The sequence below is a fragment of the Candidatus Krumholzibacteriia bacterium genome, from assembly GCA_035268685.1.
Classification (GTDB): domain Bacteria; phylum Krumholzibacteriota; class Krumholzibacteriia; order JAJRXK01; family JAJRXK01; genus JAJRXK01.
In genome coordinates this window covers 1-23,202 of record DATFKK010000043.1, presented here as the reverse complement: position 1 = coordinate 23,202, position 23,202 = coordinate 1, and the positions used below count along the sequence as shown (strand labels likewise).

General features: G+C 69.0%; 21 protein-coding genes. 20 read left to right on the top strand and 1 reads right to left on the bottom strand.

The window, feature by feature from the left end:
• Nucleotides 1-3 precede the first annotated feature (3 nt).
• On the top strand, nucleotides 4-954 hold the full coding sequence (locus VKA86_04850; GenBank protein ID HKK70524.1) for a PorV/PorQ family protein: 951 nt from the start codon (nucleotides 4-6) through the stop codon (nucleotides 952-954).
• A 12-nt stretch (nucleotides 955-966) separates the two neighbouring features.
• Here VKA86_04850 and VKA86_04845 read toward each other — a convergent pair whose 3' ends face one another.
• Complete coding sequence (locus VKA86_04845; GenBank protein HKK70523.1) at nucleotides 967-1,740, bottom strand: UDP-2,3-diacylglucosamine diphosphatase; 774 nt, start codon at nucleotides 1,738-1,740, stop codon at nucleotides 967-969.
• A 371-nt stretch (nucleotides 1,741-2,111) separates the two neighbouring features.
• Here VKA86_04845 and VKA86_04840 point away from each other — a divergent pair, with 371 nt between their 5' ends.
• The 19 genes from VKA86_04840 to glyS all read left to right on the top strand — a co-directional run.
• A complete protein-coding gene (locus VKA86_04840) occupies nucleotides 2,112-3,638 on the top strand; it encodes a trypsin-like peptidase domain-containing protein (GenBank protein HKK70522.1) in 1,527 nt (508 codons plus the stop codon).
• A gap of 154 nt (nucleotides 3,639-3,792) precedes the next feature.
• Nucleotides 3,793-4,662 carry a sigma-70 family RNA polymerase sigma factor gene (locus tag VKA86_04835; GenBank protein ID HKK70521.1) on the top strand — a complete coding sequence of 290 codons (870 nt, stop codon included), beginning with the start codon at nucleotides 3,793-3,795 and terminating at the stop codon, nucleotides 4,660-4,662.
• Nucleotides 4,663-4,848: 186 nt separating this feature from the next.
• Nucleotides 4,849-5,766: a M23 family metallopeptidase gene (locus VKA86_04830; protein ID HKK70520.1), complete on the top strand. Its 918-nt coding sequence runs from the start codon at nucleotides 4,849-4,851 to the stop codon at nucleotides 5,764-5,766.
• A 77-nt stretch (nucleotides 5,767-5,843) separates the two neighbouring features.
• Nucleotides 5,844-6,836: an N-acetylmuramoyl-L-alanine amidase gene (locus tag VKA86_04825; protein HKK70519.1), complete on the top strand. Its 993-nt coding sequence runs from the start codon at nucleotides 5,844-5,846 to the stop codon at nucleotides 6,834-6,836.
• A 45-nt stretch (nucleotides 6,837-6,881) separates the two neighbouring features.
• Nucleotides 6,882-7,847 carry a YbbR-like domain-containing protein gene (locus VKA86_04820; GenBank protein HKK70518.1) on the top strand — a complete coding sequence of 322 codons (966 nt, stop codon included), beginning with the start codon at nucleotides 6,882-6,884 and terminating at the stop codon, nucleotides 7,845-7,847.
• Nucleotides 7,844-8,692 carry a hypothetical protein gene (locus tag VKA86_04815; GenBank protein ID HKK70517.1) on the top strand — a complete coding sequence of 283 codons (849 nt, stop codon included), beginning with the start codon at nucleotides 7,844-7,846 and terminating at the stop codon, nucleotides 8,690-8,692. Before VKA86_04820 ends, VKA86_04815 begins: the two co-directional genes overlap by 4 nt.
• 37 nt (nucleotides 8,693-8,729) lie before the next feature.
• Nucleotides 8,730-9,110 carry a VanZ family protein gene (locus VKA86_04810; GenBank protein ID HKK70516.1) on the top strand — a complete coding sequence of 127 codons (381 nt, stop codon included), beginning with the start codon at nucleotides 8,730-8,732 and terminating at the stop codon, nucleotides 9,108-9,110.
• A 40-nt stretch (nucleotides 9,111-9,150) separates the two neighbouring features.
• On the top strand, nucleotides 9,151-10,926 hold the full coding sequence (aspS, locus tag VKA86_04805) for an aspartate--tRNA ligase (GenBank protein HKK70515.1): 1,776 nt from the start codon (nucleotides 9,151-9,153) through the stop codon (nucleotides 10,924-10,926).
• A 192-nt stretch (nucleotides 10,927-11,118) separates the two neighbouring features.
• Nucleotides 11,119-11,406: a hypothetical protein gene (locus VKA86_04800; GenBank protein ID HKK70514.1), complete on the top strand. Its 288-nt coding sequence runs from the start codon at nucleotides 11,119-11,121 to the stop codon at nucleotides 11,404-11,406.
• Between the two features lie 20 nt (nucleotides 11,407-11,426).
• Nucleotides 11,427-12,122 (top strand): LysM peptidoglycan-binding domain-containing protein, encoded by a 696-nt coding sequence (locus VKA86_04795; protein HKK70513.1) that lies wholly within the window; start codon nucleotides 11,427-11,429, stop codon nucleotides 12,120-12,122.
• Between the two features lie 217 nt (nucleotides 12,123-12,339).
• Entirely contained in the window at nucleotides 12,340-13,350 is a 1,011-nt protein-coding gene (locus VKA86_04790) for a PhoH family protein (protein HKK70512.1), read from the top strand.
• Nucleotides 13,350-15,644, top strand: coding sequence for an HDIG domain-containing protein (locus tag VKA86_04785; GenBank protein ID HKK70511.1), 2,295 nt, complete (start codon nucleotides 13,350-13,352; stop codon nucleotides 15,642-15,644). The genes VKA86_04790 and VKA86_04785 overlap by 1 nt, the downstream gene beginning before the upstream one ends.
• Entirely contained in the window at nucleotides 15,589-16,140 is a 552-nt protein-coding gene (gene ybeY, locus VKA86_04780; protein HKK70510.1) for an rRNA maturation RNase YbeY, read from the top strand. The genes VKA86_04785 and ybeY overlap by 56 nt, the downstream gene beginning before the upstream one ends.
• Nucleotides 16,137-17,453: a hemolysin family protein gene (locus VKA86_04775; protein ID HKK70509.1), complete on the top strand. Its 1,317-nt coding sequence runs from the start codon at nucleotides 16,137-16,139 to the stop codon at nucleotides 17,451-17,453. Before ybeY ends, VKA86_04775 begins: the two co-directional genes overlap by 4 nt.
• A complete protein-coding gene (locus VKA86_04770) occupies nucleotides 17,450-18,106 on the top strand; it encodes a DUF502 domain-containing protein (GenBank protein HKK70508.1) in 657 nt (218 codons plus the stop codon). The genes VKA86_04775 and VKA86_04770 overlap by 4 nt, the downstream gene beginning before the upstream one ends.
• A 61-nt stretch (nucleotides 18,107-18,167) precedes the next feature.
• On the top strand, nucleotides 18,168-19,529 hold the full coding sequence (gene mgtE, locus VKA86_04765) for a magnesium transporter (protein ID HKK70507.1): 1,362 nt from the start codon (nucleotides 18,168-18,170) through the stop codon (nucleotides 19,527-19,529).
• A gap of 13 nt (nucleotides 19,530-19,542) precedes the next feature.
• Nucleotides 19,543-20,328 carry a DNA repair protein RecO gene (recO, locus tag VKA86_04760; GenBank protein ID HKK70506.1) on the top strand — a complete coding sequence of 262 codons (786 nt, stop codon included), beginning with the start codon at nucleotides 19,543-19,545 and terminating at the stop codon, nucleotides 20,326-20,328.
• Nucleotides 20,325-21,224: a glycine--tRNA ligase subunit alpha gene (locus VKA86_04755; protein HKK70505.1), complete on the top strand. Its 900-nt coding sequence runs from the start codon at nucleotides 20,325-20,327 to the stop codon at nucleotides 21,222-21,224. The genes recO and VKA86_04755 overlap by 4 nt, the downstream gene beginning before the upstream one ends.
• Nucleotides 21,211-23,202 (top strand): glycine--tRNA ligase subunit beta (gene glyS / locus VKA86_04750; GenBank protein ID HKK70504.1); only part of this gene is annotated, 1,992 nt, incomplete at its 3' end. The genes VKA86_04755 and glyS, both read left to right, overlap by 14 nt.

Below are 23,202 nucleotides of genomic sequence, written 5' to 3'. Positions count from 1 at the left end.
TCCATGCATCCCACGCTCTCCGCCCGCCGCGGGGCCGTGCTCGCGCTCGCGCTCACGCTGTCGACCCTGTTCGCCCCCGTCGCGGCGACGGCCGGTGAACCCGGGGACGCCGGACTGCTCTGGCTGCGCTTCGGTGTCGGGGCGAGGGCCGGCGCCATGGGCGAGACCGGTGTCGCGTCGGCCGTCGACGTCACCGCCGTCCACTGGAATCCCGCGAACCTCGCCGACGTCGAGGGCACCGAGATGGCGGTGCAGCACGCGGAGTACCTCGGCCTGTTCCGGCGCGAGAGTCTGGCCCTGAGCCATGCCACCCGGATCGGGACCTTCGGTCTGAGCCTGAACGGCTTCTACAGCGACGAGCTCGACCGTACCGAGATCGAGGGCAGCGGCGCGGCCGCGGGCACCTTCCGGCCCTACGGGGCGGCGGCCGGCCTGAGCTTCGCCCGATCCTTCCCGGCCTTCACGCTCGGCGCCACCGTGAAGTTCGTGCACGAGAACATCGACGCCTTCAACGGTTCGAGCTACGCGTTCGATCTCGGGATCGCGCACGAGGCGACCATCGAGGGTCTGCGTCTCGCGGCTTCCGTCCAGAACCTCGGGCCGGCGGTGACGCTGAACGAGGAGGACACCGCGCTCCCGCGCACCATCCGGGGTGGAGCGAGCTACCGACCGGTGGTCCCGGGGCAGGCGTGGCTCGAGCGCTTCCAGTTCGCGGCCGAGGTCGTCGCACCGAACGACGGCAACAGCCGTCTGCACGCCGGCGCCGAGGTCCGGATCCACGAGAGCTTCGCCGTGCGCGCCGGCCACCGTTTCAACTACGACGTCTGGGGCGCGACCTTCGGCGCGGGCTTCCGCCGTGGGCCGCTGGTGCTCGACTACGCGTTCATGGACAACAGTGTCGACGCCTTCGACACCACGCACCGGATCTCACTGCGCCTGGCCTATCTGCCCTGATGCAGCCGCGCCTCAGCCGCCCACGGCGGTCGGGGGGGCCTCGATCGGGTGCATGGCGCCCTCGGCGTCGACGCGCACGAGGCCGAGCCGGCCCTCGTGCAGGCGTCCGGCCGTGAAGTGGCCGATCCAGTCGCCCAGACAGGTCAGGCTCCAACCGTCGAAATCCCGCCGCACGGGCGTGTGCACGTGACCGATCACGACGTGGTCGACGTCGGAGTGATCGTGGCTGTGCCCGTAGTGGTCGATCATCCCCACGATCCGCGATGCGTCGTCGCGTTCCCGGGCGCGGGAACGGCGCGACAGCCACATGGCGAAGGCGTACAGGGCCTCGGGATGGATCAGCCTCGCCAGGAACACGGGCACCGGGTGGCGCGTGATCGCCTTGAACACCGCGTACGAGCGTTCCGAGGCCAGGAGCCCGTCGCCGTGGTGCAGCATCAGTCGCTGCCCCTGGTGCTCGACCACCGCACCGGAGGGCAGCGTGGGCACCCCGAGGGTGTCCTCGAAGAAGGACTCGCACCAGGCGTCGTGGTTGCCGCCGACGAAGGTCATGGCCACGCCGTGGTCCTGCAGCCGGCGCAGGCCGTAGAGGACCTCCATGTGGGCCTTGGGCATGTAGTTCGGGTAGTCGAACCAGAAGTCGAAGACGTCGCCGACCAGGTAGAGGTGCTCGGCGTCGGCGAGGACCTCGAGCCACCTCGTGAAGCGCCGGACCCGTTCGGCCTGGCTCGCGGCGGTTCCGGCGCCGAAATGGGCGTCGCTGACGAAATAGACGCTCTGGCTCATGGATTCACCGCGGGAACCGGGTCGGGCCGGTGGCGTAGACACGCATCCAGGGCACGAGGACGGGGCGAAACGACCTTAGTGCACACCCCCGGGAGCGGCAAGTCGGCCGCTTCCCGGCGCGCGGGCGCCCTCGGAGGCCCTCGGCGCCGATTCGTTGACGTGAGTCGAGGTCACGGATACACTCGCGGAGCGGACCGCAGCCTGCCCCACAGGCTCGGAGTGTGCGCTCCGGAGGGTCGAAGGGCCCTCATCCGTCTCGCCGCGGAGCGGTTCGCTCGCTGGACGTCGGATCGTCGAGCTGCCGTTGGCGTGGCGCTCCACTCACGGGTCACCCCGGATGGGATCGGATCCCTGAGGAGTACGCTATGACGATGGCTCGTCCACATCTCTCGATTCTGCGCTGCGCCCCCGCGTGGTCCGCGACCGGTCGCGTGCTCTTCGGCATCGCCCTCGTCGCCATGGTCGGACTCGGCGGGCCGGCCTCTGGTCAGGAGTTCTCCGACGACCAGGATCTGAATCCGGGGATGAGCAGTCCCTTCGCCCGGGTGGCCCAGCGGGTGATGCCCGCCGTGGTCTCGATCACCGCTTCGAAGAGTTTCGAGCACCCGCCCGTCGAGGGCGAGGACCTGTTCCGCTTCTTCCCGCGCGAGCGCGGCATGCGCCGCGACATGCAGATGCCGGGTGCCGGCAGTGGCTTCGTGATCAGCGCCGACGGATACATCCTCACGAACAACCACGTGATCGCCGACGCGACCGAGATCGAGGTCCAGTTCCCCGGCGACGACGCCAGCCATCCCGCCGAGATCGTCGGGCAGGATCCGAGCACGGACCTCGCTCTGCTGAAGATCGACACCCAGGGCGAGCGCCTCGACTACCTCGTCTTCACCGACAGCGAAGGCGTCCGCGTCGGTGACTACGCGATCGCCATCGGCAATCCCCTGGGCGAGCTCGCGGGCAGCCTGACCGTCGGGGTGATCAGTGCGAAGGGCCGCAGCGACCTCCAGATCCAGGGCGGGACACCGCGCTACCAGGACTTCCTGCAGACCGACGCCGCGATCAACTTCGGCAACAGCGGAGGGCCCCTCGTCGACATCCACGGGCGCGTCATCGGCGTGAACACCGCCATCAATGCCAGCGGGCAGAACATCGGGTTCACGATTCCGAGCAACCTGGCCGTGAGCATCACCGAGCAGCTGCGGACGACGGGGCGCGTCGTGCGCGGTTACCTCGGCGTGCGCATGGACGACATGACGCGGGATCTGGCCGAGGGCCGCGACCTGGACATCGACTACGGCGTGATCATCCGCGAGGTGATGGACGACAGCCCGGCCGAGCGCGGCGGCGTCGAGATCGGGGACGTGGTCTACGAGTTCAACGGTGACCGCGTGCGCAACGGCACCGATCTGCAGTGGAAGGTGGCCGACTCGCCCGTCGGCGAGCGCGCCGAGTTGAGGGTCCATCGCGACGGCAGTGACCTGACGGTCGAGGTGGTGCTCGACGAACTCGACCTGGCCCAGACCACGATGGCCGTGATGCCGGAGGGCGACATCCGCGGGATCGACGACGAGACCTGGCTGGGCATCACCGTCACCTCGCTGGACGACACCGAAGATCCCCGCGTGGGCGAACTGATCGACATGTACGACATCCGCGACACCAAGGGCGTGTTGATCCTCGACGTCGAAGAGGGCAGTCCGGCCGAGATGGCGCGACTCCAGCCGGGCGACGTGATCTTCGAGGTGGTCGACCGCCCGGTCGATTCCATCGACGACTTCCGCGACGCGCAGCGGCGGTATGTCGATCGCACGCGCAAGATCGCCATCGGATACCGCCGCGGTGGGGACGTCACGGGCTATGCGACCGTGGACCCGCTGCAGGAGGACGGAACGAACCCCTAGCCGTGGAGACCGGCGGTCGCGTCTCGGGGTACTCGCCATACCCCGCGGCGCCGCCGGCACACGATCACCCGACTGCACGTATGAAAGGAGGACTTCCATCACGACGACGGCGAGCCGGTCGCCGTGACTCTTCCCCAGGCCTGGAAGCCTTGCCATGATTCGCCGGATCAATCAATCGTCCCGAGGCGGCTTCGAACGCAGCCTCGAGTGTTATCTCCGGGAGATCGGTCGCTACCCCCTGCTGACGCGGCAGGAAGAGTGCGAACTGGCTTGCCGGATCCGTGAGGGTGACGACGAGGCACTGCACGATCTCGTCCGCGGGAACCTCCGCTTCGTGGTCACCATCGCCAAGCAGTACCTCGGTCAGGGTCTCTCGCTCGAGGACCTGATCAACGAGGGCAACATCGGACTGATGAAGGCCGGGCGTCGTTTCGACGAGCGCCGCGGCTTCAAGTTCATCAGCTACGCCGTGTGGTGGGTGCGCCAGGCGATCCTGCAGGCGATCGCCGACCAGTCGCGCACCGTACGGCTGCCGCAGAACCGCACCGTGGTCCTGCACCGGGTGCAGCGGACCTTCGCTCGTCTGCAACAGGAGAACGGCCGGGTCCCGACCGCCGAAGAGGTGGCCGCGGTCGCCGAACTGAAGGTCGAGGAGGTGCGTGAAGCCCTGCGCATCGGTCAGCCCGAGATGTACCTCGACGAGGTGCTCTCCGAGGAGGACGGCCGTACGCTGGGGGATTCCCTGGCCGACCACACCGAGTCGGCGCGGGCCGACGCCGGGGTCATGGATCGCACCCGCACCGAGGCGTTGGAACGGTCGCTGGCCACGCTGCCCGAACGCGAGGCCGAGATCCTGCGTCTCTACTACGGGCTGGGGCAGCCGCATTCGCTCACGCTGGAGGAGATCGGCGGTCGGTTCGGTCTCACCCGCGAGCGGATCCGGCAGCTCAAGGAACGGGCACTGGGGCGTCTCCGGGAGCAGGAACACGCGGACGCGCTCATGGACCACTATCGGGAAAGCTGAGTCCCCCCAAGGACTTCGCGCGATCCGGAGCCGGTTCCCCGCCGCGGGGACCGGCTCCTCTTCCTTCCCGGCGCGGCTGGAACGTGTCTTGCAACCCGGATCGCGGGTCTTCTTGACACATCGAGGGCCCGTTCGTAGCCTTCTCGGCCGTTGCCCGGAAGCCATCACCTCGAGATCCGGACCCGAATGAAGCAGTCCCACTGGACATTCCTCTACGTTCCGCACGGCGAGGGGGGCGTACGCACGGTCAACGTGCAGAAGCGCCTCGTGTACGCCTTCGCGGGACTGGTCGGCCTGTTCCTGGTGGGGGTCGCACTCGTGACCGCCAGCTACGTCCGACAGGGTGCGGTGGTGCGGTCGGTCGAACAGCGTGATCTCGAGGTCGTGACGCTGCGCGAACGGATCGGCGAACTCGAGGACGCCGTGAGCGACTACGAGCGGCGCATGGCCGAGAACCGGATCCTGCAGGAGCGGGCGAGCCTGATCGCCGGCCTGGGTCCGATCGACGACGAGTTCGGTTCCCGATTCGGACGCGGGGGGCAGGAGCCCTACGCCGAGCCGAGTGTCGGGCTCATGGACGACGTCAGTCGCGAGCGGATCCGCGAACTCCGCGTCCAGCTCGACCGCCTGCTCCGGCAGGCCGAACTCGAGCGCGTGAGCTACGAGCAGGTCCTCGAGGCCTTGCGGGCGGACCAGGACCTGCGTGACGGCACGCCGAGCATCCGGCCGATCCAGAGCGGCTACGTGTCGAGTCGCTACGGCCGTCGCCCGGATCCCTTCACCGGTGCGATGACCTTCCACCGGGGCCTCGACTTCGCCGCGTCGGTGGGCACGCCCGTGCTCGCGCCGGCCAACGGCCGGGTCAAGCGCGCCTCGCGCAAGGGCTCGTTGGGGTTGTTGCTCGAGGTCGAGCACGCCAACGGGATCATCACCCGCTACGGCCACCTCGATGCCATCCTCGTCGAGAAGGGCGATCGGGTGGAGCGCGGCCAGATCGTGGCGCGGGTGGGCAACACCGGTCGCAGTACCGGGCCGCACCTGCACTACGAGGTCGTCTCGAACGGTCGGTCCGAGAATCCCTGGCTCTACATCATTCGCGACTGACCGGTACGATTGACACCCCGGCCTCCGCTGCCTAGGGTGCGACCGACCCCGCGCCGCCCGAGCAACGAGGACCGTCCATGGTCAGCTGGCCGCGGCTGTTCCCCATCATCGTCGCCCTGATCGCCGGGCTCGGCCCCGTCGACGCCGTGTGCGCGAGCGGGGAACGTGCCTCACCGCGTCGCGACGTCCTGGCCGACGTCGAGACCGCTCCGGTGTCCGACCCCTTCGTCGTGGTGGTCGACGCCGGACACGGTGGACGCGACCCCGGTACGCTGGGCTGTGGGATCGCGCGTGAGAAGGACGTCGTGCTCGGCATCGCGCGCTCGGTGGCCGCCCACCTCGAGGGCCATCCCGACGTCCGCGTCGTGCTCACGCGCGACGACGACCGCTTCGTGCCGTTGCGCGGGCGCGTCCACATCGCCCGTGAGGTCCGGGCCGATCTCTTCGTCAGCATCCACGTGAACTCCGCGTCCGATCCGCGCGCGCGCGGTGCGGAGGTCTATTACCTGAGCCTGGACGGGGCGAGCGACGAGACCGCGGCCGCGAGCGAGGATCGTGAGAACGCGGCCATGCTGGTCGGATCGCGGGGCGCGGGCGAGGCGGGCGACGACGTGCTCGGGATCCTGCTCGACCTTAGGGGCACCCACGCCCTGCAGCGGAGTGCGGTGTTCGCCGAGCTGACGCTCGAGCGCTTCCGGGCCGACGGCGTGGTCGCCGGTCGGAGTGTGAAACAGGCGAACTTCGCGGTGCTCCGGACGCTGTCCATGCCGTCGATCCTGGTCGAGGCCGGGTTCCTGAGCCACACCGGCGAAGCGCGTCTCCTCGCCGAGCCGGGCGGACAGCGCCGGCTGGGGCGTTCCCTGGCGCGCGCGGTGCTCGAGTACTTCGAGAGCACCGGTGCGCGGACTTCGATCGAACCGCTGCCCGTCCTGCGCGTGCACACCGTCGAACGAGGAGATACGCTGTGGAGGCTGGCGGCGCAGGGTGGATGGTCCGCCGAGCGCCTGCAGTGGGCCAATGCGCTGCCCGACGCCAGCCTGCGCGTCGGTCAGCGTCTGTTGATTCCCTGAACCCGGACCGGCCGCTCGCCCTGGCGCGCGGATCCGAGGGGACGCATGTTCCGGAACACCGGTGCGAAGATCCTCTGCCTGCTCGTCGCGCTGCTGTCGTGGACGAAGGTGGCGAGTGACGCCGACGTCGAGCGCAGCGTGGCGGTCGATCTCGAGATCGTGGGCCTGGCCGACACCCTGGCCGTGGCCGAGAGTCGGATTCCCTCGACAGCGGACCTGAGCGTCCGCAGCAGCCGGCTGCAGTTGCTCATGGCCGACGTCTTCGGGCGCGACTTCGGACACCTCGAACTCGACCTCGACCGCGCCGGTCCCGGTCGGCACCGGATCACCCTCTCGCGCTCCGACGCCAAGGTGAACGCCACGCCGCTGAAGGTCCTTTCACCGCAATGGGTCGACGTGCAGGTGCAGCGTCGCGCCGAGCGCGCCGTTCCCGTGCGGCTCCGGACCGAGGGGTCGATCCCCGAGGGATACGCCGCCGTGGGGCGTCCCGAACTCACACCCGAGATCGTGAACGTCTCCGGACCCGAGGACGTCGTCGCCGGCATCGAGGCCATCGACACCGTGCCGGTGCGGCTCGACCGTCGTCGCTCGAGTTTCCGCGAGCGCGTGGCCCTGATCCCGCCGGATCCCGACGTCGACCTCCGTCCGGTGGAGGTCGACGTGACCGCGGCGATCGAACGGGTGGTGCCGCGCGCCTTCGACCGCGTGCTCGTGACCGTGTTCACCGACGGGGCCGAGACCGAAGAGCGCTTCCGGCTGGATCCGACCGAGGTGCGGGTGCGTGTGTTCGGGGCCGAGAGCGTCGTGAAGAACCTGGGCCCGGAGGACATCTCGGTGCGGGTGCCGATCGAGCCCGGCATGCGGGGGGTCGACGAGGTCGAGGTCGAGGTGGTGGCGATCGACGGGGTGACGCGCACGGTGGTGGAACCGCGGTCCATCCAGGTGGTGGCCGACGTCTCCGACACCTCGGCGGTCGATGCGGCCGGTTCCGACGAGGATGGTCGGCGTTGAGCGGTCGTGTCCGTTCGCTGCTGCCGGGGTCGATCCTTCTGCTCGTGGTCCTCGTGACCACGGTGTGGGCCCTGTTCCCACTGCACGAGCCACAACTGCCGGGGATCCTGCATCTCGGTGTGATCGGCGGCGAGGACCCGCCGGTCCTCGACCGATCCTTCCGGCCTCTGGTGTCGTTCCTGGGACGGTCGGTGCGGCGCAGCGGCGTGGTCCAGGTGCTCACCGCCGAAGAGATCGACGGTGGTGAACACGGTGCCGATCTCCTGCTGGTCCCCCCCGGACGGATCCAGCGCGACGGTTACGAGGTCCTGGCCTGGACGAAGCCCGTCGGCCGGGTCGGCGTCCGCACCGAGCTGGTGCTCGTGCGGCGTCGCGGAACGGTGGGCGAGCCCCTGCGGCTCGGCCTGGGCGACCGCGACGTGCTCGGTGGTCCCGCGGCCGGCGTGCGCCGGCTCCGGGAAGGCGGAATGACCGTTGGCGACGAGGCCACGGTGGGGACCTCCCCCTACTGTCACGACGAGATGATCGCCGCCTTCGCCCACGGCGCCGTCGATGCGATCGTCGTCCGGCGCACGGATCTGGATCGCGCGCTGGGCGCGGGGTTGCTGGAAGGCGAGACGCTCCGGATCGAGTCTCTGGGCGAGGCGTCGCCTCGCTTCGCCCTGGTCGCCGGGCCGTCGCTGTCGGAACCCGCCCGGCGCGAACTGCGGTCCCGGGCACTGACGCTGGACCACCTGCGCCTGAATCCGAACCACGGGCAGGCCAAGGCGGTCGCGTTGTCGCTCGCCCACGTCGGTATCGGGGGATTCGCTCCCCTGGAACCCTTCCCGAACCTGCGGCCGTGAGTCGCGGTCGAACCCATCCCCCGTCCCGCAGGTCGCGTTGACACCCTCGGCACCGCTTCCTACCATCCTGCGCTGGTCTCCCGTTCTGGTCTGGTATGCCGTCATCCTGGCGGTGTCGTCGATCTCGGGTCGAAGGCTCGACGACGTCGGGATCGAGGTCCCCGACAAGCTGGTGCACGCCGGCGAGTACGCGGTCCTCGGGCTCCTCGTGGTCCGGCAGCGGGCCGCGGTGGCCGGGCCCGGCGCCGTCCGTGCGATCGCCGTGGCCGTGGCCGTCGTGGCCGTGCTCGGCGCGGTCGACGAGACCTGGCAGGGGTTCGTCCCGCACCGCACACCGTCGGTGGCGGACTGGATCGCCGACGTAGTCGGCGGGACACTCGGCGCGTGGGTCGCCACCCGCTGGTTCCGTTCCCGTTGAATTTCCCGCTCCGACCGCTGCCGCGGTCACGAGGATTCCCATGAACTCTCTGCGACGCACGCACACCTGTGGCGAACTCACCCCCTCGGTCAGCGGACGTGAGGTCGTCCTGAACGGTTGGGTCGATTCGCGGCGCGACCACGGCGGTCTGGTCTTCGTCGACCTGCGCGATCGCTACGGCATCACCCAGACGGTGGTCGAGGACGAAGGGGAGCTCCTGGAGACCGCGCGGACCCTGCGCATGGAGGACGTGATCGCCGTCGTGGGGACGGTGCGCGAGCGGCCAGCCGAGATGGTGAATCCCGATCGCACGACCGGAGGAATCGAGGTCGTGATCCAGCGCATCGAGATCCTGAACCGGTGCAAGGTCCTGCCCTTCACGCTGGACGAAGCCGAGAGCGCGACCGACGAACTCAAGTTCAAGCACCGCTACCTGCACCTGCGCACGCCGCGGATGCAGGAGAACCTGCGCGTGCGGCATCGAACGGTGCAGGCCGCGCGCGAGCACCTCGACGAGCAGGACTTCCTCGAGGTCGAGACGCCGCTGCTGATCCGGACCACGCCCGAGGGAGCCCGTGACTACGTCGTGCCCAGCCGGGTGCACCCGAACATGTTCTACGCGCTCCCCCAGAGCCCGCAGCTCTACAAGCAGACCCTGATGATCAGTGGTGTGGATCGCTACTTCCAGCTCGCGCGCTGTCTGCGCGACGAGGACCTGCGGGCCGACCGTCAGCCCGAGCACACCCAGATCGATCTGGAGATGAGCTTCGCCGGCGAGGAGGACGTGTTCGAGCTCGTCGAGGGCATGGTCCGCAACATCGTCCTGCGCACGCGCGGCGTGGACCTCGAGACGCCCTTCCTGCGCCTGAGCTACGACGACGCCATGGACACCTTCGGAAGCGACAAGCCCGATCTGCGCTTCGACCTCGAGCTGACCGATCTCTCCGACCTCGCCGCGCGCGGGGAGTTCGGGGTGTTCCGGTCGGTGCTCGGCACCGGCGGTGTGGTCAAGGGCGTGCTCGGCCGCGGCCTCGGCGGGTCGAGCCGCAAGGAGATCGGTGCGATCGAGGAAGTCGCCAAGCGCTACGGGGCCAAGGGCATGGCCTGGCTCAAGGTCGGCGACGACGGGATCACCGGGAGCTTCGCCAAGTTCTTCGAGCCGGCGGTGCTGGAGCAGTTCGCCGAGCGTCTCGGAGCCCGGCCGGGCGATCTGCTGCTCGTGATCGCCGACGAGCGCATGCGCGCGAACACCGTTCTCGGGCAGCTTCGGTTGGAGGTCGGGCGGCGTCTCGGCTACACCGAAGGCGAGGAGTTGCGCTTCGCCTGGGTGCACCGCTTCCCGCTCTTCGAACAGACCGACGAGGGCGGCTGGACCGCCATGCATCACATGTTCACCATGCCCGACGCCGAGCACCTCGACGACATGGAGTCCGATCCGGGGAAGGTCTACGCGACCCTCTACGACCTCGTCTGCAACGGCGTGGAGCTGGGCAGCGGCAGTGTCAGGATCCACCGGCGCGACGTCCAGGAGCGGGTGCTGCGTATCTGCGGTGTCGGCGAGACCGAGGCCGAGTCGAAGTTCGGATGGTTCCTGCGGGCGCTCGAGTACGGGGCGCCGCCCCACGCCGGGATCGCTCTGGGGTTGGACCGTTTCGTGACGGTCCTCGTCGGGGGCGAGAGCATCCGCGACGTGATCGCCTTCCCCAAGACCACCACCGCGACGAATCCGCTCGACGGTGCGCCGTCCACGGTGTCCGAAGCCCAGCTCGAGGAGCTGCACCTGCGGCTCGCTCCGGCCGACGACTCCGAGGAGTGATGGTCGGGAAACGCCCGAAGTCCCGTTCGTGGTACCGCCCAGGTGCCCGATCTGGCCCAATCAGTGCTTGACTCGCCGTCGGTCGGGTGTACATTGCCCGCCGTGCGCAGGCTGGTTCCGGCGCACGGAAATTTGTTCCTGCCCCTGGCGTTCGCTACGGCGTGCGTGGGCACAGAAGGAGGCTTTCGCACCTTGAAGTCCAAGGCACTGCGAAGCATGGCCCTGATCGTCAGCACCGTGGCCATCGTGACCACGACCGGCTGCGCTCGGAACAACGAGCCGTGCAACACCGATCCGTCGCAGATCGAGAGCGCGCGGACCGAGCTGCAGAGCGCCGAGCAGAACCTCGAGTCTGCCCGGACCGAGCTCGCCGACGCGCGTCAGCAGAAGACGCAGCTGGAGAATCGCATCGATTCCCTGCCCGACGCGGCCGACCTCGAAGCCCGTCTCGAGATCCTCAAGAAGGGCAGCGGGCGATAGGCCCCGGAAAGGTTGCGATCATGACGAACTTCATCGCGCGCTGCGGATTCGCGCTGGCCGCCGTGACGATCCTCTTCGCGGCGGGGTGCTCGCCGAAGGTCGCCCGTGACGTGGACGTCAGCGATGGCGAGTACTACACGGCCGAAGAATTCAAGAACCTGTCCGAGGAACAGTACGAAGAGTACTGTGCCGAGCTCGATGCCGAGCTCGAGCGCCTGCAGAGCGAGGCCAACTCCACCGAGGGTCAGGCCAACAGCGTGCAGAGCGACCTCGCCGGACTGCAGGACGAGATCCGCTCGCTGCAGAGCCGCTACGACCGCGAGAAGAGCGAGGTCGACGCGGTGCAGGAGGAGGTCGACTACTTCGAGGGTCTGCCGCAGACCCACGTCGTGTCGGACGGCGAGTTCCTGCAGATGATCTCGGAGTACGAGCGGATCTACGCCGATCCGACCAAGTGGCCGCGGATCTATCGCGCCAACAAGGACAAGATCGACGACCCGAACCTGATCTACCCGGGTTGGGAGCTGGTCGTCCCCCGTGACTGGCCGAGCAACTGGACCGTCGCGCAGGACGAGTACCTGAGCCGCATCGCCAGTTACTGGGAAGTCTACGGGAACGGTCTGGAGTGGCCGCGGATCTACGAGGCCAACCGCGACCAGATCGACGACCCCGACATGATCTGGCCCGACTGGGAGCTCTCGATCCCTCGCGACTGAGCGGTGGCGATCGACACCGGACCCACGCGAGCCCCCGCCGGAACCCCGGCGGGGGTCTTGCGTTCTCCGTCCGTGGGGAGCACTCTCGGCGGGACGCTTGCCGCCCCGCGGTGGCAGGGATACATTCGCGGGGGCTCCAGGTCGCGCAACCCCTTGGGATCGTTGACGATCCCGCAGGCTCCGAGCGGGCCGCCCGGGAGGCTGACTCCGACCTTCGATGAGTGAACACCAGACCAGTATCTCCCTCGCGGGGATCGACCTCCTCTCGTTCCTGGGTCCCCAGGACAGCCATCTGCGTCGGCTCGAGGACGCATTCCCCGGGCAGCTGGTGCTCCGCGGCGACGAGCTCGTGCTCCGCGGCGACGAGGCCGACGTGGAGCGGATCGGCAACGCTCTGCGCCGGATGGTGGCGTGGGCGCGCCAGGGCCGGCCGTTGGACCCGGCGGCCATCGAGCGATTCGTGGCCGACGAAGCGGTGGCCCCCGAGGACGACGACCGCACCCGGGTCGAGCTGACGGGTGGAGCGCGCGAACAGGTGCACGCCCGGACGCCCGGGCAGGCTCGGTACCTGCAGGCGATCCAGGACCACGACGTCGTCTTCTCGATCGGGCCCGCGGGGACCGGCAAGACCTACCTGGCCGTTGCGTCGGCCGTACGGGCCCTGCTGCGCCACGAGGTCGACCGCATCGTCCTCGTGCGGCCCGCGGTGGAGGCGGGCGAGCAGCTGGGCTTCCTGCCCGGGGATCTGCAGGAGAAGATCGACCCGTACCTGAGGCCGCTCTACGACGCGCTCACCGACTGTCTGGGCTCGTCGCGGGTGGCCCGGCTGGTGGCGAACGGCACGATCGAGGTGGCTCCGCTGGCCTACATGCGCGGGCGCACCCTGAACCGCTCCTTCGTCATCCTCGACGAGGGACAGAACACGACGCTCACGCAGATGAAGATGTTCCTGACGCGCATCGGCGAGGGTACGCAGGCGGTCGTGACCGGCGACGTGACCCAGATCGACCTGCCCGAGACCTCGGCCAGCGGCCTGATCCGCGTGCAGTCGATCCTGCGGGGGGTCGGTGGTATCGCGTTCGTGCACCTGGCCGATCGGGACGTCGTGCGTCATCGTCTGGTACGAGCCATCGTGGAGGCCTTCGACGCTCCGGTCGGCGACCTCGACGCGGGCGAGATCCCGGAGGCGGCCGTCGAGGACGAGCGTGCCGGCTCCGCGGAGGACTGATGCGCTTCGCGCGATTCCGAGCTCCACGCCGTGACCCGACGGTGACCCTCGATCCGGCCCGACGGCCGAAGACCCGGGCCGCGCTCTGGCGTCGGCGCCTCGTGCTGGTGCTACCGGCGCTGGGCATGGTGCTCCTGCACCAGGCCCTGTTCCCCCCACACCACGTGGTGGAACGGGTACGGATCGACGTGGGCGAGATCGCCGAGCAGGACATCCGGGCTCCCTTCGAGTTCAGCGCGCCGAGATCGGCGGCGGAGCTGGAGCGCCTGCGGCGCGAGGCCGAACAGAAGGTCGAGCCGGTGTACCGCCGGGACCCCGACGCGCGTCGCCGGACCGAACTGAGTCTGCGGAACTTCTTCGATCGAGCGGCCTCGCTGGCCGCGGTCGACTCGGTCCCCAGGGGCGAGCGGGTGGCCGAACTCCAGCAGCTGCACCCCGGGCTGCGGGCGACCACCTTGCGGGTCGTCCTCGACGCCGAGCGTCTGGACCGCGTGCGCGCGGCCCTCGACACCGTGCTGGCCTCCCAGCTCGACGCGGGGGTGGTCGACGTCTTCCCGCGGGGGACCTACGAGTTCGTCCGCATCGCCGAGCCGGGCTCCGAGGAAGAAGTCCTCGTTCCCGCCCGGAGACTCTTCCTGGGTTACCGTTTCGAGGACGAACTGCTCGAGGCCCTGCGGGACGAACTCCCCGACCGCTCCGAACTCGAGGCCGCCGTCGATCTGGGGACCTACTTCCTCCTGCCGAACCTCGACTTCGACGAAGCACGCACGCAACGGATGCGGATCGCGGCGCAGGACGCCGTGCCCGTCGAGCGGACCTTCGCGCGCAACGAGCGCATCGTCGACCGGGGCATGCGGATCGAGCGCGAGCATCTCGACGTGATCGAGGCCATGGAGCAGGAGCGCTTCGACGAGCAACGCCGCCAGGACCGTACACTCGACCAGAAGATCCGCGGCGGACGTGCGCTACTGCTGCTGTTGGTCCTGTTCGGTGCGGTGCGGCTGGTGCGACAGGCCGATCCGATGCTGGTCGGGCAGACCAATCGTTACCTGCTGCTGCACGTGCTGTGGGCCATGTTCCTGGCGTTGAGTGCGCTCACGCTCGCGAGACCGGAGTGGGGTGGGCCGGTGATCGTGCCGGTCGCCCTGCTGGCCATGCTCTCGGTGATCGTCTTCGGAGAGGCGACGGCGTACCGGGTGATCGCCGCGGGTGTGCTCATGCTGGCGATCGTGCCCGAGCACGCCGGCCCCATGATGCTGGCCTGGGCGGCGATCGGCGTGGTGTCGGTGCGAATGCTGCGGCGTGTGCGCAACCGCAACCAGTTCTACCGGGCTCTCGGAGCCGTGGCCGCGACCGCGATCGTGGTGGTGGCGGCCGTCGAGTTCAGTGGGGCGGCCACGGCGACCACCGTGCTGCAGAACGCGGGTCTGGCCGTGGCCTCGGCGGCGGTCTGCACTGCGCTCACGCTCTTCCTGCTCCCCCTGCTCGAGGCCTCGTTCGGTGTCACCACCGAGCTCACGCTGCTCGAGCTGAGCGACCTGAATCATCCGCTGTTGCGCCGCATGTCCCTGGAGTCGCCCGGGACCTTCCACCACAGCCAGGTGGTGGGGACGCTGGCCGAGGCAGGGGCACGCGCCATCGGGGCCAACAGTCTCTTGACGCGGGTGGGGGCGAACTTCCACGACATCGGGAAGATGCTCAAGCCGCGGTACTTCGCCGAGAACCAGGGGCCGGAGAACCTCCACGACGAACTCACGCCGCAGATGAGCGCGCTGGTGATCGCCAGCCACGTGAAGGAAGGGATCGAACTCGGTCGTCAGTGGGGTCTGCCGCCGTCGGTGCTGGCCTTCATTCCCGAGCACCACGGGACCAGCGTCATGCAGTTCTTCTACAAGAAGGCGCTCGAGCGCGAGGACGGTGGCGCGATCAAGGTCGACGACTTCCGGTACCCGGGACCGAAGCCGCAGACGCGCGAGACGGCGATCCTCATGCTGGCCGACGGGTGCGAGGCCTCGGTCCGGTCGCTGCGCCGGCCGACGGCGAGCCGCGTGCGCGAGATGGTGCGCAAGATCTTCGACCAGAAGCTGGCCGAGGGCGAGCTCGACGAGTGCGGGCTGACCGTGAGTGAGCTGGCCGGCGTGCGCAATGCGTTCATCCCCATCCTCGTCGGCATCCATCACCAGCGCGTGGCCTATCCGGGGCAGCGCGAACACGAAGAGAAGAAGGAACAGGAGAGCCGTGAAGCTCGATCTCGTTCTCGACGAGGTGCAGCTCCCGTGGCGTCCAACCCCTGAGTGGGTTGCACGCGTGGAGTCCTTGCTGTCGTCGGTCGCCTCGTCGTCGGTCGTTCTGCAGGTGGTACTGACCGACGACGACACGCTACGCGAACACAATCGCGAGTACCGCGGTCTCGACCGGGCGACCGATGTCCTGTCGTTCTCCTATCTCGACGAGGGGCACGAGGAACGTGCCGAGGAGCTGCGCCGCGGTGAGATCCCGATCGAGGACTACCTCGAGGAGCCCGTTCCCGACGGCGAGCCGCCCCTCGCCGGTCAAGTGCTGGTGAGCGTCGAGACGGTCGTGGGCCGTGGTGCGCGACACACCGGTGACCTGGACGCCGAGATCGCCTTCATGCTCGCCCACGGAGTGCTCCACGTGCTCGGCCACGACCACCACGACGAAGCCGGAGGTGCGAGCATGCGAGCCGCGGAACGCGAACTCATGGAGACCGCCGGCTTCGCCCTCGCCGGGAACCGGCCGTCGGAGGAGACGGGAGGTGCGCGGTCGTGAACGAAGGCGACCCTTCGAGTTCCCTGCTCCTGGGGATCTCCCTGCGCCTCGCGGGCGCCCTGCTGATCGCGTTGGTGATCGCCGGTGCGATCACCGCGCTCACCACGGTCCAGCGCATGAAACGCAGCGGGCTGATCGGAGGCGACGAGGCACCTCTGCCCGCGGAAGGTCTACTGGACCGCGCACGGTCGGTGCTGCTGTCGCTCACCGTGGCCTACCTCGCCGCTGCGTCCTTCGCCGCCGCCGAGGTCCCGGCCCTGGTCCGGGCCCCCGACACCACGCCGGCGACGTGGACCTGGATCCTGGCTTGGTTCGCCTATTTCACCCTGCTCTTCCTGGGATCGGTGGCCCTCAAGGCCCTGGCCCTGGCCCGGCCGCTCGGTTACCTGATCGGTGTGCGAGCCTTCGTCTGGCCGCTGTACCTGGTCCTGCGACCGCTCACGCTCGCGCTCGAGTCGGTCATGGATCGCGTGGTGCCGGCGATCTGGACCCTGGACTTCTCGCCGCCCCTGAGCGGCTCGGAGATCCGGGGTCTCCTGGCCGACGAAGAGGCGTCGGCCCACATGGAACGCGACGAGGTGGCATGGGCGCGCTCGGTCTTCGAACTGTCCGAGACCGAGATCCGCGAGATCATGGTCCCCCGGATCGACATGGTCTCGCTCGACGTCCGGACCAGCTTCGAGGAGGCACTGCGCTTCGCGGCCGGTGCCAGCTTCACGCGGCTGCCCGTCTACGAGGAGAACCCCGACCGCATCCTGGGCGTTCTGCACACCAAGGACCTCCTGGCGGCATCGGTCCGCGGAGAACAGGCCACGCTGCGCGAACTCCTGCGTCCTGTGCACTTCCTTCCCGAGAGCAAGCCGATCGACGAGGCCCTGGTCGAGTTCCGTGAAGGGAGGATCCACCTCGCGGTGGTGGTGGACGAGTACGGTGGGACGGCCGGCATCGTCACGCTCGAGGACATCCTCGAGGAGATCGTGGGTGAGATCCGCGACGAGTTCGACCAGGAGGGGGAGCTGGTGCGCATGGTCGACCCGCGCGTGGTCGTGATCGATCCGCGTGTGGACATCGACGACCTGAACGCACTGCTCGGACTCGATCTGCCGGCCGACGAGAGCGACACGCTCGGAGGTCTGTTGTACCAGTTGTGCGGCAGGGTCCCGGTGCGGGGTGACATGGTCGAGCACGGCGAGCTGCGCTTCACCATCGATCGGGTCGAGCGCCAGCGGATCCGCCAGGTCACGCTGCGGTCGCCCCGACCCCTGTCGCCGGCCAACGGCGATACGATGACGACGGCGGAGACGCGGGAATGAAGTTCGAGATGCCGACCTTCCGGCGGGCCTTCCTCACCGGACTGCTCGTCCTGGCTCCCCTCGGGGTGACGGGGTGGGTCTTCTACTGGTTGTTCCGCTCCATCGACGATTTCGCCCGTCCCCTGCTCTTGCAGATCCCGGCCATCGCGCGCAATCTGCCGGAGGAGGGAATCACCGGGATCGGGGTCGTGGCCTCGATCATCGTGGTCGTGCTGGTGGGCTTCTTCGCCAACAACCTGCTCGGCCGGACCTTCTTCGGCAATCTCGACCGGCTGATCAACCGGATCCCCTGGATCAAGGGGGTCTACGGGGCCAGCAAGGAGATCGCCGGCGTCGTCTTCAGCGACAAGGGGCGTGCCTTCCGCCGCGTGGTGCTCTTCGAGTACCCGCGCCGGGGCACCTACTCGATCGGCTTCGTCACGCTCGAGCCGGCCGAGGACGCGGAGCTGCAGAACGACTACTATCACGTGTTCCTTCCGACGAGCCCGAACCCGACCAGTGGGTACTTCCTGCTGGTGCCGCGCGCCGACCTGGTCCCGCTGCCGATGACGGTGGAAGAGGGACTGAAGCTGATCGTATCGGGCGGCTCGGTGGTCTCGACGGCGGGACGCGACTCGATCGACGAAGCGCTCACGCGCCTGCGCCGCGTGTGATCCGCACGGCCCCGGACGGCGGGACCGCTCCTACCCGGCGCCCTTCCGACGGGGGACCGCGTTGACCGACGATCTCATCGTTCTGTACGAGGCCGTACGATCGGATCTCGAGCGCGACGACCCCCGCAAGGCGGTCGAGCGCCTCGAAGAGGTGACTCCGAGCGACGTCGCCGACCTCTTCCGCTCGCTCGAAGGCGACGAGCGCATCGCCCTGGTGCGCGCCATGCCGGCCGAACGCGCGGCCGAGGTCCTGGCCGAGATCGACGATCGCAGCCTGGTCGAGGTGCTCGAGATCCTGCAGGACGACGAGATCGTCGGCATGCTCGACACCCTGCCGTCGGACGACGCGGCCGATCTCGTGGGGTACATGGACACCGACGACCAGGACCGGTTGATCCAACTCCTGCGCGAGGTCGATCACCAGGATGCAGTCGAGTTGCAGGAGCTGCTCCGCTATCCCGAGGACACCGCCGGCGGCGTCATGGCCAAGGAGTACCTGGCCGCCCGTCGCGACCAGTCCGTCGGCACGGTGCAGCACCTCGTGCGCAAACTTCCCGACGAGGAACTCGCGTCCATGCACTTCTGCTTCGTGGTGGACGAGGCGGGCCGGTTGGTCGGGCAGGTGGGGCTGTTGAAGTTGATGCTCAGTCCGACCGAGAAGCCCCTGCACGAGGTCATGGAGCCCGACCCCCTGGTCGCACACGTGAGCGACGACCAGGAGGAGGTGGCCAACCTCTTCCTGTGGCACGACCTGTTGTCGCTGCCGATCGTCGACGCCGGCCACCGCCTGGTGGGGCGCGTGACCGTGGACGACGCCATGGACGTCCTCACCGAGGAGGCCACCGAGGACGTCGCCCGTCTGGCGGGGTCGAGCGCCGAGGAATTCGGCGAGACCTCCGTGTGGCGGATCAGCCGTGCGCGCCTGCCCTGGCTCATGCTCGGACTCGTGGGCCAGCTCTTCGCCGCGCTGATCATGAGCGGTTTCGAGGAGAGCCTGCGCGCTCGTGTGATCCTCACCTTCTTCATTCCCATGGTCATGGCCACCGGTGGGAACACCGGGATCCAGACGAGCAGCATCATGATCCGCGCACTGGTCACCCACGAGTTCGACCGTATCCGTGCCGGACGTCACCTCGCACGCGAGCTGGGAGTGAGTCTTCTGCTCGGTGCGGTCCTGGGCGGGCTGATGGTGGGCGTCCTGACGCTGTGGAAGCAGGATCCCACGGTGGGTGTGATCATCGGGGTGTCGTTGATGACGGTCGTGGTCATGTCGGCCATGGTGGGCAGCCTGGTGCCGCTGTTGTGCGCGCGGATCGACGTCGACCCCACGCTCGCCACCGGGCCCTTCATCACCACGACGAACGACGTGCTCGGTCTGATGGCCTACCTGTGGATCGCGCACTCGCTGCTGCAGGGCGGATAGGGGAGAGGCATCCATGGCCGGGCCGACCCGCGATCGCGGCGTGGTGCTGCGCAACATCTCGCTCGGTGACACCAGCCGGATCGTCAGTGTGCTCAGCACCGGATACGGGCGCGTCAAGCTGGTGGCCAAGGGCAGCCGGAAGATCGGTTCGCGCCTCGGTCCCCTGCTCGAACCGGGCAACGAACTCGATCTGGTCTTCTATCCGCACCACGACCGCGAGCTGTGGACCCTGAAGGAGGCGGGACTGCGCCGGGCCGCCTTGACGGGGGGCGGGACGCTCTCTAAGCTCTCCCACCTGTTCGCCGCGCTGGAACTCACCGACCGTCTGCTCCCCGAGCGTGAGACCGTCGAGGAGTTCGACACGCTGGTGAACGGATTCCTCGAGGCGTGGCACGCGAGCGGCGACGTCCGGATGCCCGCGCTGTTCTTCGCCTTCGAGGTGCAGTGGCTCGCGGCCGCGGGCCTCGGTCTGGATCCCCACGAGTGCGCCGACTGCGGTGTCGATCTCCGCGACGTCGACCGCGCCCAGTTCCGCGTGGCCGAGGGCGCGATCGTCTGTGCCGGTTGCGCGGCGAGTGGCGGTCGGTGGATCGAGGCGGCAGCCCTGGACGGTCTGCGCGCGGTGGTCGCGGCGGACTTCGACGAACCCGGTACGGTGCCGGAACTCGACGCCACGCAGAAGCGCGACGTCGGTCGGCTCCTGCACGAACACATGACCTTCCACCTGTCCCACTACCGCCTCCCGACATCCCTCTACTGGATGACCCCGGAGCGCGCGGCGGCGAGCGAGCGACCATGAACTACCAGGAGATGATCCATCGCCTCCAGGGATTCTGGATGGACCATGGCTGCGTGGTCACCCAGCCCTACAACTCCGAGGTCGGGGCGGGGACCTTCAATCCGAACACCTTCCTGCGCTGTCTCGGTCCCGAGCCCTGGAAGGTCGCGTACGTGGAGCCGAGCAAGCGTCCCAAGGACGGCCGCTACGGCGAGAACCCCAACCGGGTGCACCAGTTCCTGCAGTACCAGGTCCTGCTGAAGCCGGCCCCCGAGAGGGTTCAGGACCTCTACCTGGAGTCGCTGCGCGCGATCGGTTTCGATCCGGCCGACCACGACATCCGCTTCGTCGAGGACGACTGGGAATCGCCCACGCTCGGGGCCGCGGGTCTGGGCTGGGAGGTGTGGCTCGACGGCATGGAGGTGACGCAGTTCACCTACTTCCAGCAGGCCGGGGGTCTGGAGCTCGAGGTCGTGAGCTGCGAGCTGACCTACGGACTGCTGCGGCTGGCCATGTTCCTCCAGCGCTGCGACCACGTCATGGACCTGGACTGGGGCGGTGGCTACACCTGGGGCGAGGTCAACGGTCAGTTCGAGCGCGAGTTCAGCGAGTTCAACTTCAAGGCCGCCGACACCGACCTGTACTTCCGCTGGTTCGAGGAACGCGAGCGCGAGGCCGAGTCGCTCCTGCGCGACGGCCTGGTCTTCCCGGGCTACGACGCCGTCTGCAAGTGCAGCCATCTCTTCAACGTGCTCGAGGCGCGCGGGGCGATCAGCGTGACCGAGCGCACCGGATACATCGGCCGCGTGCGTCGACTCGCACGCATGGCGGCCAGGGCCTATCACCAGAAGCGCGAGGAGATGGGATTCCCGCTCCTGCGCGAGGCGACGGAGGGGGCGGGACATGGCCAGGGCTGATCTGCTGCTCGAGATCGGCAGCGAGGAGCTGCCCGCGGGATACGTCGGCCCCGCTCTGGACGAACTGCGTCGTCGTCTCGAGTCCTTCCTGACCGATCACGGTCTCGACTTCGAACGCGACCGCACGGCCACCTTCGCCACGCCGCGGCGACTCACCGTGCGTGTGCACGGCGTCGAGCTGGAGCAGCCGCGCCGCACCGAGACGCGAACCGGTCCTCCGGTCCGAGCCGCCTTCGACGCCGACGGCAACCCCACCAAGGCCGCGATCGGTTTCGCGCGCAGTGCGGGGATCGATCCGAGCGAGCTGCAACGCGTCGACACCGACAAGGGCGAGCGGATCGCGGCAGAGGTCACCACCGGGGGAGCGCGCACCCGCGATCTCCTGCTCGAACAGCTGGACCTGCGCGAGCTCGTGCAGCTCGGCTTCCCCAAGACCATGCGCTGGATCCCGGGCGACGAACTGCGCTACGCACGGCCGATCCGTTGGTTGGTGTGTCTGTTGGGGAGCGAGGTCGTACCGTTGCGGCTGGCCCACCTGGAGGCCGATCGCGTGAGTCGCGGACATCGGACCCTCGCCCCCGATCCGGTGGAGCTCGACGAGCCCGGTGTGTACGAGCGAGCGCTCGAGACCGCCGGTGTGATCGTGGATCCGCGGGTGCGTCGGTCGACGATCGACACCGAGGCCCGGCGCGTGGCCGCCGAAGCCGGGGGACGCCTGCACGAGGCCGAGGACCTGCTCGACGAGGTCACGCATCTCGTCGAGCACCCCACAGCCGTCCTGGGCTCGATCCAGACCGAGCGCGTCGAGCAGTTGCCGCCCGAGGTGATCGTGACCGCCATGCGCAGCCACCAGCGCTACTTCAGCGTGGAGCGCGAGGACGGATCCCTGCTGCCGAACTTCATCACCTTCCGCGACGGCGGCGATCGCGGACTCGACAACGTGGCCGAGGGCAACGAGCGCGTGCTGCGCGCGCGGCTCGACGACGCCCTGTTCTACTGGAACGAGGACCGGGCCCTGAGCAGCGACGACAAGGTCGATCGCCTGGGACGCGTCGTCTGGCTGGAGGGTTTCGGGAGCATCCGCGACAAGTGCGAGCGTGTGTCCCGCCTGGCGGTGGACCTGGCCGCCGAGATCGGCGTGGACGTCGACGCCGAACTGCTGCGTCGTGGCGCCCGTCTGTGCAAGACCGACCTCGCCACCGAGATGATCCGCGACGGCAAGGAGTTCACCCGGCTGCAGGGGACGATCGGGCGGTACTACGCGCTCGAGGCCGACGAGCCCGTCGAGGTCGCCGACGCCATCCGCGAGCACCTGTTCCCGCGCTCGGCGACCGATCGCCTGCCCGAGGGACCGATCGGGACCCTGATCGCCGTGGCCGACCGCCTCGACAGCATCGCTGGCTGCGTCCTCGCCGGCTTCGCGCCGACGGGTGGACAGGATCCCTACGCCCTGCGGCGGCAGGCTCTCGCCGTGATCCGGATCCTTCAGGACCGGGGCTGGAACCTGCGGGTGGAGGAGTGGAGCGACCGCGCTCTGTCGGCCCATCCCGAGCGCGAGGTGGGCCGAGACGAAGCCGCGCGGATCGTCGTCGACCTCTTCTGGGGACGCCTCGAGACCGTGCTGTCGGACCTGCCGGCCGAGATCGTGCGTGGAGTGCTCTCGGTCTCCGACCTCGACCCGGTCGAGAACGTCCGCGCGGCGCGTGCCCTCGCGGGCCTCAGGGAGTCGGAGGCCTTCGGACGTCTGCTCGACGGAGCGAAGCGGTGCCGGAACATCCTGGTGAAGGAAGACCGACTCGCCGAGGAAGCGCTCGAGGGGCCGGCCCGCGCGGCCGCGCTGCGGGAGACGGCCGCGATCCGATGGGAGCGCTGGCGGAGTACCGGGGGGACCGCGGCCGGTGCCGCCTTCGACCCCGGCGCCTTCACCGACGAAGCGGAGCGCGCGCTGCACTCTGCGGTGGTCGATCGGCTCGAGGCG